Source organism: Pseudonocardia bannensis (genome assembly GCF_012911875.1).
Taxonomy (GTDB): Bacteria; Actinomycetota; Actinomycetes; order Mycobacteriales; family Pseudonocardiaceae; genus Pseudonocardia; species Pseudonocardia bannensis.
Map to the genome: position 1 here is coordinate 22290 of NZ_JAAXKZ010000016.1, position 16944 is coordinate 39233.

16 protein-coding genes are annotated in these 16944 nt (G+C 74.7%); 8 read left to right on the top strand and 8 right to left on the bottom strand.

The features are described from left to right. Positions 1-4: 4 nt before the first annotated feature. Positions 5-1336: an amidohydrolase family protein gene (locus HF519_RS06970; RefSeq protein WP_169411280.1), complete on the bottom strand. Its 1332-nt coding sequence runs from the start codon at positions 1334-1336 to the stop codon at positions 5-7. Positions 1337-1456: 120 nt separating this feature from the next. Continuing rightward, positions 1457-2074, bottom strand: coding sequence for an NYN domain-containing protein (locus HF519_RS06975; protein WP_169411282.1), 618 nt, complete (start codon positions 2072-2074; stop codon positions 1457-1459). A 176-nt stretch (positions 2075-2250) separates the two neighbouring features. On the opposite strand from HF519_RS06975, the gene paaI reads away from it, so the two are divergent. Next, on the top strand, positions 2251-2643 hold the full coding sequence (gene paaI, locus HF519_RS06980; RefSeq protein WP_169411353.1) for a hydroxyphenylacetyl-CoA thioesterase PaaI: 393 nt from the start codon (positions 2251-2253) through the stop codon (positions 2641-2643). Between the two features lie 3 nt (positions 2644-2646). Here paaI and HF519_RS06985 read toward each other — a convergent pair whose 3' ends face one another. Both HF519_RS06985 and trmB read right to left on the bottom strand, forming a co-directional pair. After that, entirely contained in the window at positions 2647-3819 is a 1173-nt protein-coding gene (locus HF519_RS06985; protein ID WP_169411284.1) for a nitric oxide synthase oxygenase, read from the bottom strand. 128 nt (positions 3820-3947) lie between these two features. Continuing rightward, complete coding sequence (trmB, locus tag HF519_RS06990) at positions 3948-4676, bottom strand: tRNA (guanosine(46)-N7)-methyltransferase TrmB (RefSeq protein ID WP_312859945.1); 729 nt, start codon at positions 4674-4676, stop codon at positions 3948-3950. 343 nt (positions 4677-5019) lie between these two features. On the opposite strand from trmB, the gene HF519_RS06995 reads away from it, so the two are divergent. Beyond that, positions 5020-7251: a DUF2339 domain-containing protein gene (locus HF519_RS06995; protein ID WP_169411288.1), complete on the top strand. Its 2232-nt coding sequence runs from the start codon at positions 5020-5022 to the stop codon at positions 7249-7251. A 31-nt stretch (positions 7252-7282) separates the two neighbouring features. Here the strand turns inward: HF519_RS06995 and HF519_RS07000 are convergent, their stop codons facing one another. Both HF519_RS07000 and HF519_RS07005 read right to left on the bottom strand, forming a co-directional pair. Next, a complete protein-coding gene (locus tag HF519_RS07000; RefSeq protein WP_169411355.1) occupies positions 7283-8740 on the bottom strand; it encodes a PH domain-containing protein in 1458 nt (485 codons plus the stop codon). Positions 8741-8835: 95 nt separating this feature from the next. After that, positions 8836-9357: a PH domain-containing protein gene (locus tag HF519_RS07005; protein WP_169411290.1), complete on the bottom strand. Its 522-nt coding sequence runs from the start codon at positions 9355-9357 to the stop codon at positions 8836-8838. Positions 9358-9532: 175 nt separating this feature from the next. Between HF519_RS07005 and HF519_RS32210 the strand changes: the two genes are divergently transcribed. The 5 genes from HF519_RS32210 to HF519_RS07030 all read left to right on the top strand — a co-directional run bounded on the left by HF519_RS32210 (position 9533) and on the right by HF519_RS07030 (position 14153). After that, positions 9533-10339 (top strand): hypothetical protein, encoded by an 807-nt coding sequence (locus HF519_RS32210; RefSeq protein ID WP_169411292.1) that lies wholly within the window; start codon positions 9533-9535, stop codon positions 10337-10339. Continuing rightward, on the top strand, positions 10326-10778 hold the full coding sequence (locus HF519_RS07015; RefSeq protein WP_169411294.1) for a DUF6802 family protein: 453 nt from the start codon (positions 10326-10328) through the stop codon (positions 10776-10778). Before HF519_RS32210 ends, HF519_RS07015 begins: the two co-directional genes overlap by 14 nt. A gap of 52 nt (positions 10779-10830) precedes the next feature. Then, positions 10831-12345 carry a TldD/PmbA family protein gene (locus HF519_RS07020; protein ID WP_312859947.1) on the top strand — a complete coding sequence of 505 codons (1515 nt, stop codon included), beginning with the start codon at positions 10831-10833 and terminating at the stop codon, positions 12343-12345. Further along, complete coding sequence (locus HF519_RS07025) at positions 12346-13731, top strand: metallopeptidase TldD-related protein (RefSeq protein WP_169411296.1); 1386 nt, start codon at positions 12346-12348, stop codon at positions 13729-13731. It begins immediately after the preceding gene. A 125-nt stretch (positions 13732-13856) separates the two neighbouring features. Beyond that, complete coding sequence (locus tag HF519_RS07030; protein ID WP_169411298.1) at positions 13857-14153, top strand: hypothetical protein; 297 nt, start codon at positions 13857-13859, stop codon at positions 14151-14153. A gap of 27 nt (positions 14154-14180) precedes the next feature. Here HF519_RS07030 and HF519_RS07035 read toward each other — a convergent pair whose 3' ends face one another. Further along, the gene (locus HF519_RS07035; RefSeq protein ID WP_211169644.1) at positions 14181-14588 is read right to left on the bottom strand and encodes a hypothetical protein; all 408 of its coding nucleotides are present in this window, start codon (positions 14586-14588) and stop codon (positions 14181-14183) included. Positions 14589-14686: 98 nt separating this feature from the next. Further along, positions 14687-15226 carry a TetR/AcrR family transcriptional regulator gene (locus HF519_RS07040; RefSeq protein WP_169411300.1) on the bottom strand — a complete coding sequence of 180 codons (540 nt, stop codon included), beginning with the start codon at positions 15224-15226 and terminating at the stop codon, positions 14687-14689. Positions 15227-15369: 143 nt separating this feature from the next. Between HF519_RS07040 and HF519_RS07045 the strand changes: the two genes are divergently transcribed. Beyond that, on the top strand, positions 15370-16923 hold the full coding sequence (locus HF519_RS07045) for an MFS transporter (RefSeq protein WP_169411302.1): 1554 nt from the start codon (positions 15370-15372) through the stop codon (positions 16921-16923). Positions 16924-16944 lie beyond the last annotated feature (21 nt).

The following is a 16944-nucleotide window of genomic DNA, read 5'->3' on the forward strand; positions in this document are numbered from 1 at the left end:
GCGGTCAACCGGCGCGCAGCCGGTCCGCGACCGCCCGCACGGCCCCCTGAGCCGCCGCCCGGTCCACCCGGGTCGGCTCGGTGTCGGCCAGCACCTGCTCGCCGGCCACCCACACGTCCCGGACCAGCCGGGCGCCGCCCGCCCACACCAGGTTGGACAGCAGTTGCGCGTCGTCGTCCGGCGCGACGAAGGCCGGATCGTCGAGATCGACGTGCACCAGGTCGGCCCAGCGCCCGGCCTCCAGCGCGCCCAGGTCGTCGCGCCCGATCGCGGCGGCGCCGTCGCGGGTGGCGAGCAACAGCAGGTCCGCGGCGGTCAACGCCGCGGCGTCCCCGCTGCTCACCCGGGCGAGCAACCCCGCCAGCCGGGCCTGGTGCCACAGATCCAGATCGTCGCCGGAGGCCGGCCCGTCGGTGCCCAGGCCGAGCCGGACCCCGGCCCGGCGCAGGTCCACGACCCGGGCGATCCCGGCGGCCAGCTTCGCGTTCGACCCGGGACAGTGCGCGACCGCGGCGCCCCGCCCGGCCAGCGTCGTGATGTCGGTGTCGGAGAGCTGCACCCCGTGCGCAGCCAGCACCCGGCCGTCGAGCACGCCGAGCTGATCGAGCATGGCGGGCACCGAGCCGTACGCGGCGCGCTGCGCGGAGTCCTCCTCGGCCGACTCCGCGACGTGGATGTGGACCAGCGCCCCCCGATCCCGGGCGTGTTCCGAGACCGAGGCCAACGCCTCGGGCGGCAGCGTGTACGCCGCGTGCGGGCCGTAGCCCAGCTCGATGCGCTCGCCCGGGCCCGATCGCAGCCCGTCGGCGTCGATGCGGGCGGAGATGTCGTCGCGCATGTCCTGCCAGCTGCCCAGCCGGTCCCAGCCCGGCACCGCGATGATGCCGGGTGTCACGAGCGCCCGGGAGCCGGTGGTCCGCACCGCGTCGATCACGGCGTCGGTGAAGAAGTACATCTCGACGCTGGTCGTGCAGCCGGTGCGCAGCAACTCCACGCAGCCCGACGTCATCCCCGCGTGCACGTCCTCGGCGGTCAGCCGCCCCTCGGCCGGCCACATCACGTCCTGCAGCCAGCGCAGCAACGGCAGGTCGCCGCCCATCCCGCGCAACATCGTCATCGGGGTGTGGCAGTGCGTGTTGACCAGGCCCGGCATGAGCAGCCCGGGCAGGGCGCGCACCGGTGCGTCGGACGGCGGCGCGTCGGCACGTGGGCCGGCCCAGGCGATCCGGCCGTCGGCGTCGACGTCGACGACCGCGTCGCGCACCACCGAACATGCCGGATCGCAGGGGAGCGCGATCGGCGCGGTGAACCGCAGCGGGCCGGCGGCGGACGTCACCCCACCCACGCGCGGTCCGCCCTCACGGTGCCCATGCTCGAGCCCGCGAGCGGCTCATCGGTGCCCATGCTCGAGCCCGCGAGCGGCTCATCGGTGTTGATGCTCGAGCCCGCGAGCGGCTCATCGGCGCGGCTCCAGCAGCGAACGCAGCGACCGGAACGGCGGCAGCCAGGCACCCTCGTCGGGCAGCGTGTCGAGGGTCATCCGGGGCAGCGGCTCGCGGAACACGCCCTCGATGTCCTCGAGGTCGAGGAAGTCGATGACCTCGGAGTTCAGCGCGAAGTTCGCATACTCCCGGAACCCGATGACGGTGACCGCGGTGTTGTGCTCGACGAGCTTCTCCAGCGGCTCGCGGAACGCCCGGCCGTCCCCGGAGGCCACCACGACGTGCTGCAGCGCGCCCTCGGCGGCCCGCAGCTCGATGTGCCGGAGCATGTCGTCGTCGACGTCGCTGTCCTCGGTCACCTTCGGCTTGGCGAAGACGCCGAACCCGACGTTGCGCAGCGCCTCGACCCACGGGCGGACGACCTCGGTGCTTCCGGGCACCACGTTGGTGAACACGGTCGCCTCGGCGATCGCGTCCGGACCCGCCAGGTCCAGCAGCCACCGGCCGACGGCATCGAAGCGCGGACGGAACGTCGCGGTCGGCCGTGCTCCGAGCAGTGAGCCGAGGCTCATGTCCATATTGGGCGCGTCCCAGACCAGCAACACCCGGGGAGCGGGGCCGGAGGTCGTCACGATGCCCGCCGCGGCGAGCAGGTAGTGCTCATGGTCTCCGACCCTATCCCGCTTCCCCCGGTCCCGGCCGCTCGCGCGCCGGTCGACGTCAGACTGTGCGGGTGGCAGAGATCTCCGAGACTCCGGTGGACGGCGCTGACCCCGCGATCCGAACGGCCCGCGACACCGCGGCAGCCATGGAAGGCGCGGACGCCGCCGCGCGCGGCGCCGGGATCCGGCTGCTCGACATCGGACCGGGGCGGGCCCGGGTCGCGCTGACCGTGGCCGAGCAGCACCTCAACGGCCACGGCATCTGCCACGGTGGCTACCTGTTCCTGCTTGCCGACTCGGCCATGGCCTACGGCTCGAACAGCCACGGGGTGTCCGCGGTCGCCTCGGGCGCCGACATCACGTTCCTGCGACCCGCCCACCTCGGGGACGAGCTCGTGGCCGAGGCGGTCGAGCGGGCGCTGGCCGGCCGGTCGGGGCTCTACGACGTCACGGTCAGGACCGGTGACGGCGGGGTCGTCGCGGAGTTCCGGGGCCGGACCCGGACCGTGCCCGGGCTGCCCGGCCCCACGGCCGGCTGACCCTCAGGGCGAAGGCGGCAGGAACGCGGGGCGGGCGTCGGGGTCGGGTTCGTCGTAGTAGCGGTGGTACACCGCGGTCAGGGCGCCCGACACCGGGGGCACGATCCAGCTCCAGTCGGCGGGGCAGCTGCGCCCGGCGCTCTCCTCCTTGGCCACGTGGGTCAGGAACCGCTCCGACTCGGTGTGGTGGTCGGCCATCGTCACGCCGGCCTCGTCGAAGGAGTACTGCACCGCCCGGACCAGCTCGATCAGTGCGCGGTCGCGCCACAGGGTGCGGACCGAGCTGGTATCGAGTCCGAGCCGGTCGGCGATCACCGGGAGCAGGTTGTAGCGATCGGTGTCGGCGAGGTTGCGGGCACCGATCTCGGTGTTGAGATACCAGCCGTTGAACGGAGCCGCGCCGTAGTGCACGCCGCCCACCACCAGGGGCATGTTGCTGATCGCCGGGACCGCGTGCCAGCGCAGCCGCAGGTCGGCGAACCAGGCGAACTCGGGGTGCTGCAGCGGGACCTCGTGGACGGCGTCCCGGGGCAGGTCGAACAGCTCGGGACGGCCGTGCGTGCCGGTGATCATCAGTGGCAGCACGTCGAACCGGCCGAGCGGTTCGGGTCGTGACCATCCGAGCGCGACGACCTGGTCGGTGAAATCGGCGTACCGGGGGTCGCCGCGCACCCCGCCGTCGGGGAGGCGGTGCCCGGCGTAGCGGATCAGCTGCTCGTTGACGATGCGCGGGCCGGGGCCCTCCGGGCCGTCCGGGGCGAACACGGTGATGGTGGATCGGATGCGCCCGTCGCGGGTGGCCTCCCGCAGATGCTCGACACACTCCGCCGCGACGTCGGCCGGGGCGGTCACGTGGCGTCGGTCGCGCACGCGCAGCCCGTTCCAGTACAACCGGCCGATGCAGCGTGCGGAGTTGCGCCAGGCGACGCGGGCCCCGAACGTCAGCTCCTCGGGGGTGTGCCGGTAGGTGCCCGTCGTCGCGATGTCGCGGAACACCTGGCGCAGGCGGCGGTCCAGCGGGATCAGCGGGCGCGTCTCGGCGTAGAACTGCTCGAGGAAGGTGCGGGCCTCGTCGGGGTCGACCGGCTGCGGCCTCGTCGGCGGCGGCGCCGGGTGACCGCCGGAGACCGGGCAGCCGGCGTCGGGTGCCGAACGCGGGTGGACGACGGTACCCATGAATCCGGATCGGGCACCCGTCCCCTCGACGAGAGCGGTCACTGAGGGCCTCCGCCTTCACTCGCCTGGTGCCCCCGGATCGGGGCGATCCATTTGTACTAGGTCACTCTGCGTATGTCACTGTTAGCCTATCCGTGTCTCGTCTGATACAGCAGATCACGCACAGGACGGCCTTCGACTACGGCGCGTTGCTCGAATTTGGTCAACGGCCGCCAAACGGGACGCGGCGTCCAACCGCCCGGCTCGTCGGCAGACGTGTTGCGCAGTGCCGGTTCGGCGTCACACACCGTACGCATCTGCGTGGCGTAGTCCGCCCAGTCGGTGGCCAGGTGCAGGGTGCCGCCGGGGGCGAGCCGCGACGCGGCGAGCGCGACGAACTCGGGCTGGACGAGGCGGCGCTTGTGGTGTTTGCGCTTGGGCCACGGGTCCGGGAAGAAGATCCGGATACCGGCCAGCGAACCCGGCGCGATGACCTCCTTCAGCAGGTCGACGGCGTCGCCGCGGAGCAGCCGCAGGTTCGACAGCCCGGCGTCGGTGATCCGCATCAGCAACTGCGCGAGCCCGGGTTCGTAGATCTCCACGGCGAGGTGGTCGGTCTCCGGGGCGGCGGCCGCGAGCGCCGCCGTGGACTCCCCCATGCCGGAACCGATCTCGAGCACGAGCGGGGCGGTGCGTCCGAACCAGTCGGCCGGATCGACGGGCCCGGAACCCGCCTCGGTCACGACGTCCGCGACGTCGCGCCCGTAGACCGGCCACCACTGCGTCCAGGCGTGCTGCTGGCCGTCGGTCAGCCGGGTGCGGTGGTGGACGAAGCTGGGGATCCGACGGTGCGTCGCGGGGGTCGCGGTCTCAGACACCGGAGCACACCGGCCTTCCGGCGCTGCGCATCGACGGATGCTGTGCATGCCTCTCGGCGGCGGGCCGGGTCACGGGAGGGTCTCCTCAACTGTCGGGGTGACCGCGCCCGGGAACCGGACACGTCGGGGCCGGGCGCGGTCGTTCTGCCGGCGGTCGACGCGCCGGTGCTCGGCCAGCCAGGGTACGCAGCAACCCGCTGGTCCCGGACACGGTCCTCGGCGACGTCACAGAGCCACCACGACGACCCGGCGGCCCACGACGCCGCCCGCCGTGACCGTTTCGTGACCGGAGGCTCGTACTTGTACGCATCCGGTCGTGACCCTCGATCGTCATCCTCACCGTATGTCTGTGCCGATGGAGCGCGAGGACAGGATCGCCGCCCTGGCCGCCGAGCTGGGCCGGCTCGGGCGGCGGTTGGACGACATGGGGACGGAGCTGATCTCCCTGAGCACCGGAGGCGCGACGTCCGAGGGGACCGCGCCGCCGGTGCAGCAGCCGGCGCCCGCGCCACCGGAGCCCGGCCGTCCGGCGTACCCGAACGCGGCGCACCCGGGCCCAGCCGGGCCGGACGCAGAGGCCGACGCCGGTCACCCCGGTGCCGCCTACCCGGGCGCTGGTTACCCGGGCGCTGGCTACCCCGACGCGCGCTATTCGGGCGCCGCCTACCCCGGCGCGGGCTATCCGGGCATCGCGTACGCCGGTGCCGCGTACGCCGGCGCGGGTCACCTCCGGGAGGCCCACCCCGATGCCGCGTACCCCGGCCCGGCCCGGCCGGACCCGGCGGACGCCGGCGCGGGGCGCCCGGGCGCGACGTATCCGAGCATCGCCCACCCGGGGCAGTGGCCGCCGGGCTACGCGCAACCCGGCCGGCCGGCGCCCTCGACCTACCCGTCGTATCCCGGCCGGTACCCCGTCGCGCACCCGGGCCCGGCCCGAGGACCCGGCCCGCTGCGCACCTGGCTGTCCTCACTGTCCGGGGCCCGGCTGCTGGCCTGGACGGGCGCGGGCGTGACGTTGCTCGGCGTCGTCCTGCTGCTGGCGCTCGCGGCGTCCCGCGGCTGGTTCTCCCCGGCGGGGCGGGTGATCGCGGGCGCGGTCCTCGGCGTCGCGCTGGTGGGCGTCGCCGTCCGGTTGCATCGCCGGGAGAGCGCCCGCACCGGTGCGCTCGCCCTGGCCGGCACCGGCATCGCGACGCTCTACCTGGTCGTCGCCGCGTCGACGGCGCTGTACGGGTTCCTGCCCGCCGTGGCCGGTCTGCTTCTCGCGCTGCTCGTGGCGGGCGGCGGGCTCGCGCTGGCCGACCGGTGGGGCTCCCAGCTGCTGGCCGGGGGTGCAGTGGGCGGAGCGGCGGTGTTGGCCCCGGTGGTCACCGGCGGCTTCGTGCCGTTGCTCGTCGGGTTGGTCCTGGCTCTGCAGGTGGCGGCGCTACCGGTGGTCCTGCGCCGGCAGTGGCCCTGGCTCGCCGCCGTCGCGGCCGCCGGGCCGGTGCTCTTCGGCTCGCTGACGGCCCTGGTGTCATCGTCGGGGGCGGACCGGCCGTGGACCGTCGCGGCCGTCGCCGCGGTGCTGGTCGTCGGGCTGGTGGGTGCGGTAGTGGCGGCGCGGGTGGTGCCGGTCGGGCGTGCGGCCGGACTGCTGGTCGCCGCTCCCGTGCCGGCGCTGGTGGCGTCCGGTGCCATCGGTGGGTGGAGCGGGGCGGCACCGGCCGCCGGCGCCGCCCTGCTGCTCCTCCTGCTGGCGGCCTGGACCCGGCTCGACCGGGTGCTGCGGATCGCCGCGCTGGCCGCCGGTTCCGTCGCGTTGTTCCATGCCACCGCCGTGGCCCTGGACGGCGCGGCCGAGACCGCCGTCCTGCTCGGGCAGGCGCTCGTGCTGGTGGTCGTCGCCGCCGCGCTGCGGTCGCGCGTTCCGCTGGTCATCGGCGGGGCGTACGGGGTGGTGGGGGTCCTGGCCGCGCTGGCCACCCAGGTGCCGCCCGTCGCGCTGGCGACGTTCCCGGCGGCCCCGTTCCTGGTCGGGGGGCGGCCGCAGACGTCTGCGCTGGTCGCCGGGATCGGCGTGTCCGCCCTGGTGCTGGCGTTCGCGGTGGCCGTCATGGTCTCCGCCGCCCGGGTCGGGGTGCTGACGGCCGACCGGCGCACGGCCCAGCTCTGGGTGCCCGCCGGGCTCGTCGCGCTCTACGGCGCTGCCGGGCTCGTCCTCACCGTCGCGCTGCTCGTCTCCCCGGACCGCACCGGCTTCGTCGCCGGCCACGCCGTCGTGTCCGTGTCCTGGACAATCGTCGCGCTGGTGTTGCTGGCGCGCGGCATCAGCCGGCCCGCATTGCGGGTCTCCGGTCTCGTTCTCGTGGCCGCCGCGGTCGCCAAGCTCATCCTGTTCGACCTCGTCGCGCTCGACGGCATCGCACGCGTCGCCGCCTTCCTCGGTGCGGGACTGGTGCTCCTCGCCGCCGGGACCCGCTACGCGCGGCTGGTCGCGGAGGCGGAGACGGAGGACGGTGGTGGGCCGGCAGCCGGGCCCGCCGGGGCCCGGGGCCCGGTCCAGGGCCCGCCACCACCCGGCCCGGGGCGCTGACCGGACCGGTCCGGGCCCGCCGGCGCCGCCGTCATGACCGCGGCGCCGGCTCCACCCGCTCCAGGAACGGCCCGAACAGATCCGGTACCGCATCCTCGGCGAAGCGCAGTCCTGCGGACTCGCCCACGTCGTGCGCCGAGAAAGCACCCGCCGCGGTGCTGGCCGTGATCGTGATCAGCCCGGCTCGACGCTGGAAGACCGACTGGGTGGCCGTCCAGCCGATGACCCCGTCGCGCTGCAGGGCGACCGTGCGGCGCCGCAGTGTCCCCGACCGCGTCACGAGGTAGCGCCCGGTGATCCCGTGCCCGAGGTTGCGGTAGGCGTCCAGGGCGAGCGCCAGGGCGACCGGCGTGACCACCACGGCGACGACGCCGGCCAGGACGAGCAGCACGCCGTCCACCGACAGCCCGAGCACCGCGAGCCCGAGCACCGGCACGGCGGCGGCGGCCAGGGCCCGGCGCAGCCGGCGCCCGCGAGCGGCGGGCGGGTGCGGGGTGAGCCGGACCGACGCGGTCGGGGAGACCGGTTCGCCGAGCACGACCGCGGCGACGCGCTCGGCGAGCGCCCGGGGCGCGGCCGGCAGCAGCGTCGCGTGGTCGGTGCTGTCGTCGTCGAAGCCGGTGCCGAGCCCGGCGGCCAGGGCGTCGACCCGTGCAGCGCCGGCGAGCCGGTTGCCGAGCGGTTCCACCAGGCCGACGCCGCGCAGCCGGCGCTCCTCCAGCGAGATGGAGCGGGTGGTCAGCAGTCCGCGGCGGACCCGCAGGGTTCCGCCGGGCTCGCGGTCGAGCCGGAAGTTCCACCACGTCTCGACGAACAGCCCCAGCGACCCGAGCACCCCGGCCGACAGCGCCGCCGCGGCCAGCACCGCGACGACCCCGGCCGGCGGCAGCACGGCGAGCAGGTCCACCGCACGGCGGAGCACGGAGTCCCGCAACCCGATCCAGTCCGCGACCTGCAGCAGCACCCCACCGGCCACCAGCCCCAGCAGCGGCGTGGTGAACGACAGCGGTGCGTACCGGATCCAGTGCGGGTCCAGGCTCGCCAGCCGGCCGTCCGCCGCCTCGGGCGGGCAGCCACCGGCCGCGCGGACCCGGTCGAGCAGCACGGCGCGCAGCCGGTCGCCCTCCTCGCGGGCGACGGGGCGCAGTTCCAGCGTGGACTCCCCCGCACCGCTGCGCTGCCCGGTACCGATCCGCACGACGACGAGACCGAACGTGCGCTGCAGCGGGTCGGCCGTCATGTCGACGCTGCGGACCCGCTCGAGTGGCAGGCTGCGCCGGGACCGCAGCAGCACCCCGGTGCGCAACTCCACCCGGGACACGCCGATGCGGTAGCGCGTCCGGTGCCAGCGCACCCCGTCGTAGAGCACACCGGACATGACGAGGGCAGCGGCCGCGGGAAGCACCCAGGCGAGGGCGAACCCGACCGAGTGGCCGGCGGCGAGCCCGAGTACCGCGGGCACGCCGGCGCCGGCGGCGACACCGGTCATCAGAACGGCGGTGACCGCGATGGTGCGCCGGTCCAGTGCCGTCCAGTCGTCCCGGGGGCTGTCCGTTCCCGCCTCCACCTCCGTCGAGACGTCGATCACGTGGCGTCACCCGGGATGTGGGCGGTCGCCGCGGCGAGGTGCTGGGCGAGGTCGGCCGCGACCTCCCGGTTCAGTCCCGCCACGGTCACCGCGCCCTTCGCCGATGCTGTCGTCACCACCACGGTGGTCAGCCCGAACAGGTTCTGTAGCGGCCCCCGGGTCATGTCGACGGTCTGGATGCGCGACACCGGGGCCACCCGCCACTCCTGCCACAGGTAGCCGGACCGGGTGTAGACCGCGGTGTCGGTGATCTCCCAGCGGTGCAGCCGGTACCAGCACGGCGGCAGGAGAACGCTCGCCGCACCGCCGAGCAGCACGAGGGCCGCGGCCGCCGCCAACCAGAGCCGGGCCGGCCCGATGAGCAGGCCGACACCGGTGAGCGTGAGCACGGTCGCGCCGGAGCCGAGCAGGCAGTGCGTGCGCCACCAACCGACCGCGCGGGCGTCGAGCGGATTGCGCGGCGGCCGGAGCCGCACCGTTCCGCCCGGCGCCGGCGCGGACGTTCCCCCCGTGCCCATTCCGCTCCGCCTCCCCCGATGTGCCATACGTTCGTCGGCCTCAACGATCGCGCCGTTCCACCGGTCGCGCTGTGTCAGCCTTCGGGAGGGCGCGTTGCCGCTCGGGCCGTTCACGATCGTGAACGGCCGGCGCGACGGCGGCCGCACCGGACACCCCCGCTGCGATGCTGCGGCCATGCCGGACCGGTACGCCGACGCGGTGCGAAGCCGCCGGGGTGAGCTGCGCGCCGAGCGGCTGCGGCTGATCGGCGGCCACCGCGCCGAGATCCGGACGAGCCTCGCCCTGACCAGGCTCGTGGTGGCCGCCGAACTGGCGGCCACCATGGCGGCGCTGGGCCGGGAGATCCGGGAACACGTCGTCCGTGCCGACCGCGCGGGTCGGCGCCGGCTGCCGGGCCTGGTGGCGGCCGCGGTGGATCGGGCGGAGGCGGAACTCGAGCGCGCCGTGGCCGGTGTCGCGCTCCCCTCGGTGCGCCGGATCGCCGCGGAACGGTCGGTGCTCGCGGACCTGACCGTCGCCGGCATCACCCCGTCGGGCACGCGTCCCCGGGTGTCGGCCACGCTGCCCGTTCCCGAACCGCCCGTCGGTGCACTGCGCGCCCTGCTGCTGGCGGGTTCGTCCGGAGGGGCCTGGCGGCTGGCGGTGCTACCGGTGGCCGGGCTGCCGGTGCTGGGCCTGCCCGCGCTGGGCGGTGTCGCGGTGCTGCCGCTCGCGGCCGCGCTGGGACTGGTGGCGCTCGCCGCGACCGCCTGGGCCCGGTGGGTGGCCGCCGACCGGGCCCGGTTGGGCCGTTGGACGGCGGAGGCGCTGGCCGTCGCGCGGTCCGGCCTGGAGGCGGAGCTCGGGCGGCGCCTGCTGGATCTGGAGCAACGCGCCGGCGCGGCACTCGACGTCGCGGTGGCCCGGCGGCGGGCCGACGTGGACGCCGAGCTGCGCGGGCTGGCCCCGGTGCGGGAGGAGGCCGCCCGTGCGGCGGAGTGAGCACGATCCGATCCCGCGGTCGCCGGGCGCGGTCGACGACCTCGAGGACCTCGACGACCTCGACGACGGGAACGGCCTGGAAGGCCCCCACGGCTACCCCGACCGTCCCGACCCGGCCGGGAACCGGGACCCCGCCGGCCCCGGCCGGTTCGGCGTCCCCGTGGCGGACGGCGCCGACACCGACGGCGACGGGGACCCGGACACGCTGGTGCTCACCGAGGACGACGATCTGGTGTTGCACACCGATCTCGACGGCGACGGACTGGCCGACCAGGTGCTGCGGATCGGCTCCGACGGGGCGTACGTGGCCGGGCCGGCCGCACAGCGCGCCGCCGGGCCGGGCCGGGCGGTGCGCGACGGCGCGGCCGCGGGCGCCGACACGGCCGATCTCGCCGGGATCGACCCGGACCCCGGCCCGTGGTGGATGCCGTGGCGCTGACGCCGGTCGGCCGACCGCTGATCATGTCGTGGCGTCGGGATAGGTTTCCGGGGTGGCGATCGAGAGCATCGACCCCCAGTTCCGGGCCCTGCCGCTGGCGGCGCTCGCCGATGCGGCGCTGAGCCGCGCCCGCGAGCTCGGCGCCGAGCACGCCGACCTGCGGGTCGAGCGCATCGTGTCCCAGTCGATCAATCTGCGCGACGGCCACGTCACCGGTGTCTCCGACGCCACCACGGTGGGGCTCGCCGTCCGCGTCGTCGTCGACGGGGTCTGGGGTTTCGCCTCCCACGTCGAGCTGACCCCGGCCCGGTCCGTGGCCACCGCCGAGCAGGCCGTCGCCGTCGCGCGCACGCTCGCTCCGGTGGCCCGGGAGCGGGTCGAGCGGGCGGCCGAGCCGGTGCACGCCGACGCGGTGTGGGTGTCCGACTACGCGATCGACCCGTTCACCGTGCCCACCCGGGACAAGGTCGATCTGCTCACCGAGTGGTCACGCCGGTTGCTCGCGAGTGACGGCATCGACCACGTGCAGGCCGGGGTGGCGCAGGTACGGGAGAACAAGTTCTACGCCGACCTGGCCGGGACGCGGACCACCCAGCAGCGGGTCCGGGTCGCGCCGTCGTTCACCGCCACCGCGGTCGACCGGGCGGCCGGCGGGTTCGAGACGATGCGCACCCTCGCACCGCCGGTCGGCCGCGGCTGGGAGTACCTGACCGGCGACGGCTGGGACTGGGACACCGAGCTGGCGCAGATCCCGGAGCTGCTGGCGGAGAAGACGAAGGCGCCCTCGGTCGACGCGGGCGCCTACGACCTGGTGATCGACCCCACGAACCTGTGGCTGACCATCCACGAGTCGGTCGGGCACGCCACCGAGTACGACCGCGCGATCGGCTACGAGGCCGCCTACGCGGGCACCAGCTTCGCGACCCCCGACCAGCTCGGCACGCTGCGCTACGGCTCACCGGCCATGCACGTCACCGGTGACCGGACGGTGCGGCACGGGCTCGCCACGGTCGGGTTCGACGACGACGGCGTGGCCACCACCGAGTGGGACCTGGTGCGCGACGGGACCCTCGTCGGCTACCAGCTCGACCGCACGTTCGCGCCCCGGCTGGGTCTGGAGCGGTCCAACGGCTGCGCCTTCGCCGACTCCCCGCACCACGTGCCGATCCAGCGGATGGCCAACGTGTCGCTGCGACCCGACCCGGCCGTGGACCGCTCCACCGACGATCTGATCGCCGGCGTCGAGCGCGGCATCTACGTCGTCGGCGACAAGTCGTGGTCGATCGACATGCAGCGCTACAACTTCCAGTTCACCGGGCAGCGCTTCTACCGGATCGAGAACGGGAGGCTCGCCGGGCAGCTGCGCGACGTCGCCTACCAGGCCACGACCACGGACTTCTGGGGTTCCATGGAGGCCGTCGGCGGGCCGTCCACGTGGCGGCTCGGCGGCGCCATGAACTGCGGCAAGGCCCAGCCCGGCCAGGTCGCGCCGGTCAGCCACGGTTGCCCGTCCGCGCTGTTCCGCGGGGTCAACGTGCTCAACACCCAGCAGGAGGCGGGGCTGTAGATGCGTGCTCAGGAGATCGTCGAGCGGGTGCTGGAGCGCTCGGCGGCGCGGGGTGTCGCAGCCGGCTGCGTCGTGGTGGTCAGCGAGACCAGCGAGGCCGTGCTGCGCTGGGCGAACTCGACGATGACGACCAACGGGCACTCCACCTCACGGCGGCTGTCGGTGATCTCGCTGGTCACGGTGGACGGCGGCACCGCGGCGGGCGTGGTGAGCTCGAGCGCGGCGATCACCGAACCGGCCGAGCTCGACGAGCTCGTCGCGGGCAGCGAGCAGGCCGCGCGGGACGCCGGGCCGGCGCGCGACGCCCAGCCGCTGCCGGAACCGGCCGGTGACGACCCGACCTGGACCGACCCGGCGGCGGAGACCTCGATCGCGGTGTTCGGCGGGCTCGCCGGCGGTCTCTCGGACGTGCTGGCCGGCGGTCTGCGCCAGTACGGCTTCGCCAGCCACTCGCTGACCACGCTGTGGCTGGGCACCTCGGCCGGGGTGCGGCGGCGCTGGGTGCAGCCGACCGGGTCCGTCGAGCTGAACGTGAAGACCCCGGATCTGAGCGGCTCGGCGTGGACCGGGACGGCGACGCGCGACTTCTCCGACGTCGACGTGGTGGCGCTGGCCGCCGACGCCGGGCGCCGGCTCGACTGGGGCAAGCGCCGCGTCGCGCTCGACCCCGGGCGGTACGAGACGCTGCTGCCGCCGTCCGCGGTGTCGGATCTGATGGTCTACCTGGCGTGGTCGATGGAGGGCCGCGCGGCCCAGGAGGGGCACAACGCGCTGGCCGGCCCGGACGGCCCCCGGGTCGGGGAGAAGCTCACCGATCTGCCGCTCACGCTGGTCAGCGACCCGGCCGCGCCGGGGCTGGAGTACGAGCCGTTCCTCGTCACGACCGGTTCGGGCGACGGGATCAGCGTGTTCGACAACGGCGCCCCGCTGCGCCGCGTCGAGTGGGTCCGCGAGGGCGCGATCAACGAGCTGGTCTACTCCCGTGCCGAGGCCGCCGAGTTCGGCACGAGGTTCACCCCGGCAGGGGACAACCTGCTGCTCACCGGTGGCTCGGCGGCGTCGCTGGACGAGATGGTGGCCGGCACCGACCGGGGCCTGCTGCTGACCTGCCTGTGGTACATCCGGGAGGTCGACCCGGCCACGCTGCTGCTCACCGGGCTGACCCGGGACGGGGTGTACCTGGTGGAGAACGGCGAGGTCGTCGCCGAGGTCGGCCACAACTTCCGGTTCAACTTCTCCCCGCTCGACGTCGTGCGCCGCACCACCGAGGTCGGGGCGACCCGGCGCACGCTGCCGCGGGAGTGGAAGGACTGGTTCACCCGCGCCGCGATGCCGCCGATGCGGGTGCCCGACTTCAACATGAGCTCGGTTTCGCTGGGGCGGTAGCGGCGCTGACGGAGTGCCGGGGGCGTGCGGCGTACCTCCGTCCCCGGAGGTGGAGTTGAGTGGAGGGCACGCGCCGATGACGTCGCGGACGCCGATCGGGTTCCGTGAGCGGGAGGGCCGGGCCTTTGTCGTACGACGTGATCAGCGCGTACACCCTGGTGGTCGGTGACGACGACGGGCCGGCGACGGTGAGCGTCCACGCCACCGCGGACGAGGCCTGGCGTGCGTTGGACCGGGAGGTGCGGGCGCGGTGCGGGTTGCGTCCCCGTCCCCGCCGGGTCGCCGACGCCGACGCGGCCACCCGCTTGGCCGACGCCTGGCGGGCCGCCGATCCGGAGGTCCGGTTCTGGAACGTCACGGCCCACCGGTTGCCGATCCTGCTGCCGACGATCGCCCGGCGGCCGCTCACCGCGGCCCGCTGAGGCTCGGCCCGCGGGAACGGATCGGGGTCAGGACGCCGGCGGCACCGGATTGGCGGGCCGGCGGTTCTGCTCGGCGATCCGGTGCTGCACCCCGGCGGAGATCGTGACAGCGCGCCGGCGCTCACGGATGCGCAGCAGCACCAGCATCGAGACGCCGTAGGCGACGCCCACGACGACCAGCACCACGCCGAACTTGGTGACCATCGTCTGGAGGGCACCCTCCACGGGCACGTCGATGGTGGAGATGATCGCGAGCACGCCGAGGGTCAGCAGGTGGAACAGGACCGTCAGGAGCTGGTTGAGCGAGTGCGCCGTCTCCTTGTTCTGGAAGACCTCCTCCAGGAACGGCTCACCGCTCATGAACAGCACCCGTCCGACCGCGACTGTCAGTCCGACGGCGATCACGAGGAAGACGAGGTACTGGGCCGTGGTCATCGGGGTCCTCCTGCGTTCCGTGGCCGAGCGGACACTCTTAGTCAGGGAGGTACCCGATCTCCGGGGCGACTATGCCTGGCTCGCGTGGGAGGTGCGGTTCACGCCGATCCGGGCGGTCCGAGCAGGGCACGTAGCCGCTCGAGCAGGTCGTCCACCCCGAGGTCGTCGGGTAGCGGCGTGCCGACGAGGGTGCGCAGGTAGAGGCCGTCCCCGACGAGTTGGACGAGCCAGGACAGGACCGGGTCGGTGATCTCGGTGCGCAACGCCGCGAGGCCGTCGGCGTCGACGACGGCGAGCGCGTCGTGCACCCCGGGGCGCCCGTCGGCGATCCGCAGCGCGGCGAGGTAGGTCCGGGTGAGCCCGCCGGGTGATCCTCCCCCGGGCGCGGAGGTGCGCAGGTAGTAGTCGATCGGGCCCTCGGCGGCGGTGCGCATCGCCTCGGCGTCGGCGGCGCTGCGCCGGCGCAGCCGGTCGAGGAGCCCGGCGGCGAGCGCGTCCTTGGACGAGAAGTGGTAGAGCAGCCCGCCCTTCGAGACGCCGGCGGCGGCGGCCACGGCATCCAGGGTGGCGCTCGCCGGGCCGCGCTCGATCAGGAGCGTCTCGTAGGCGTCCAGGACGCGGTCGCGGGCGCTCGACACGACGTGAGTGTAGGCGACCTCACGTCGTCACCCGGCCGGTGGCCTGGGAATATCGAGCTTCTATGTACCGTCTGGACGGTACAGCTCTGGCGTCCACCGACGCCCCCCACCCGCGCTCACGAGGCGCCGCTCGAGGACTCCGCATGACCATCACGCTGCCGCGCACCCCGGCACGCCCGGCGCCCACCCGCGCCGGCCGCCGGGAATGGCTCGCGCTCGTCGCCCTGTTCCTGCCGACCCTGCTCGTCGCGATCGACAACACGATCCTGAGCTTCGCGCTGCCCGCGATCAGCTCGGCTCTGGCGCCCAACGGCACCGAGCTGCTGTGGGTGGTCGACATCTACCCGCTGGTGCTCGCGGGGCTCCTGGTCACCATGGGCACGCTCGGGGACCGCATCGGACGCCGGAGACTGCTGATGATCGGCGTCGCCGGGTTCGGCGCGGTGTCCCTCGTCGCCGCGTTCGCCACCGACGCCACCCAGCTCGTCGCCGCACGGGCCGTGCTGGGCTTCTTCGGGGCGATGCTCATGCCGAGCACCCTGGCGCTGCTTCGCGCGCTGTTCGCCGACCGCGGGCAGCGCCGGACGGCCCTCGCCATCTGGGCCACCGGCTTCGCGGCCGGGGCCGCGCTCGGACCCATCGTCGGAGGCCTGCTGCTCCAACACTTCTGGTGGGGCTCGGTGTTCCTGGTCAACGTGCCGGTGATGGTGCTGCTGCTGGTGCTCGCCGCGGTGCTGCTGCCCGAGTCGCGGATGGCCGCGCCGGGGCGGATGGACCCGTTCGGCGTGCTGCTGTCGCTGCTCGCGATGGTGCCGCTGGTGCTGGCGATCAAGCTGGTGGCGTGGAACGGCGTGACACCCGCGTCGCTCGGTGCGCTGCTGGTCGCGGGACTGGCCGGGCTGGCCTTCGTCCGGCGCGTCCGGGCGCAGACCCGAGCCGGCCGTGAGCCGGTGCTCGACGTCGAGTTGTTCGCGGCCCCGGTGCTGCGGCTCGCGGCACTGGCCAACGCGACGACCATGTTCGCGCTCACCGGGGTGCTGTTCTTCTCCGCCCAGTACCTGCAGCTCGTGCTCGGCCACACCCCGATGAGGGCCGGCCTGCTGCTGCTGCCGGGCTTCCTGGCGACCGTGGTGTCCGGCCTGGTCGCGGCCCGGCTGGCCCGGTGGTTCCCGCTGCGCACGCTGGTCCCGACGGGCCTGCTGCTCGCCGCGGCCGGCTACCTGCTGTGCGCCCTGCTCGGCGCCGGTTCCGGCGCGGCCCTGCTGATCGCCGCGAGTGTCCTCGTCGGCGTGGGAATCGGGCTGTCCGAGACGCTGGCCAACGACGCGATCATGACCGCGGCACCGGCCGACCGCGCGGGTGCCGCCTCCGCCGTCTCCGAGACCGCATACGAGATCGGCGCCGTGCTCGGCACCGCCGTGCTCGGTAGCGCGATGACCACTGCCTACCAGAGAACGGTGCAGGTTCCGGCGGGTCTCGACCCGGCCTCGGCCACCGCCGCGCGGGAGACCCTGGGCGGCGCGGTCGACGTCGCGGCGGGGTCGGCCGGTCCCGCCGGGCCGGGTCTGCTCGCGTCCGCGCAGGCGGCCTTCGCGCACGGTGTCCAGCTGACCGCGGGTCTCGGGACGGCCGTGCTGGTGGCGGTCGCGGCCACCGTCGTGCTGGGCCTGCGCCGCTCCACCCCGGCCGCCTCCTGACCGCCCTCGGGAGGCTGCCGG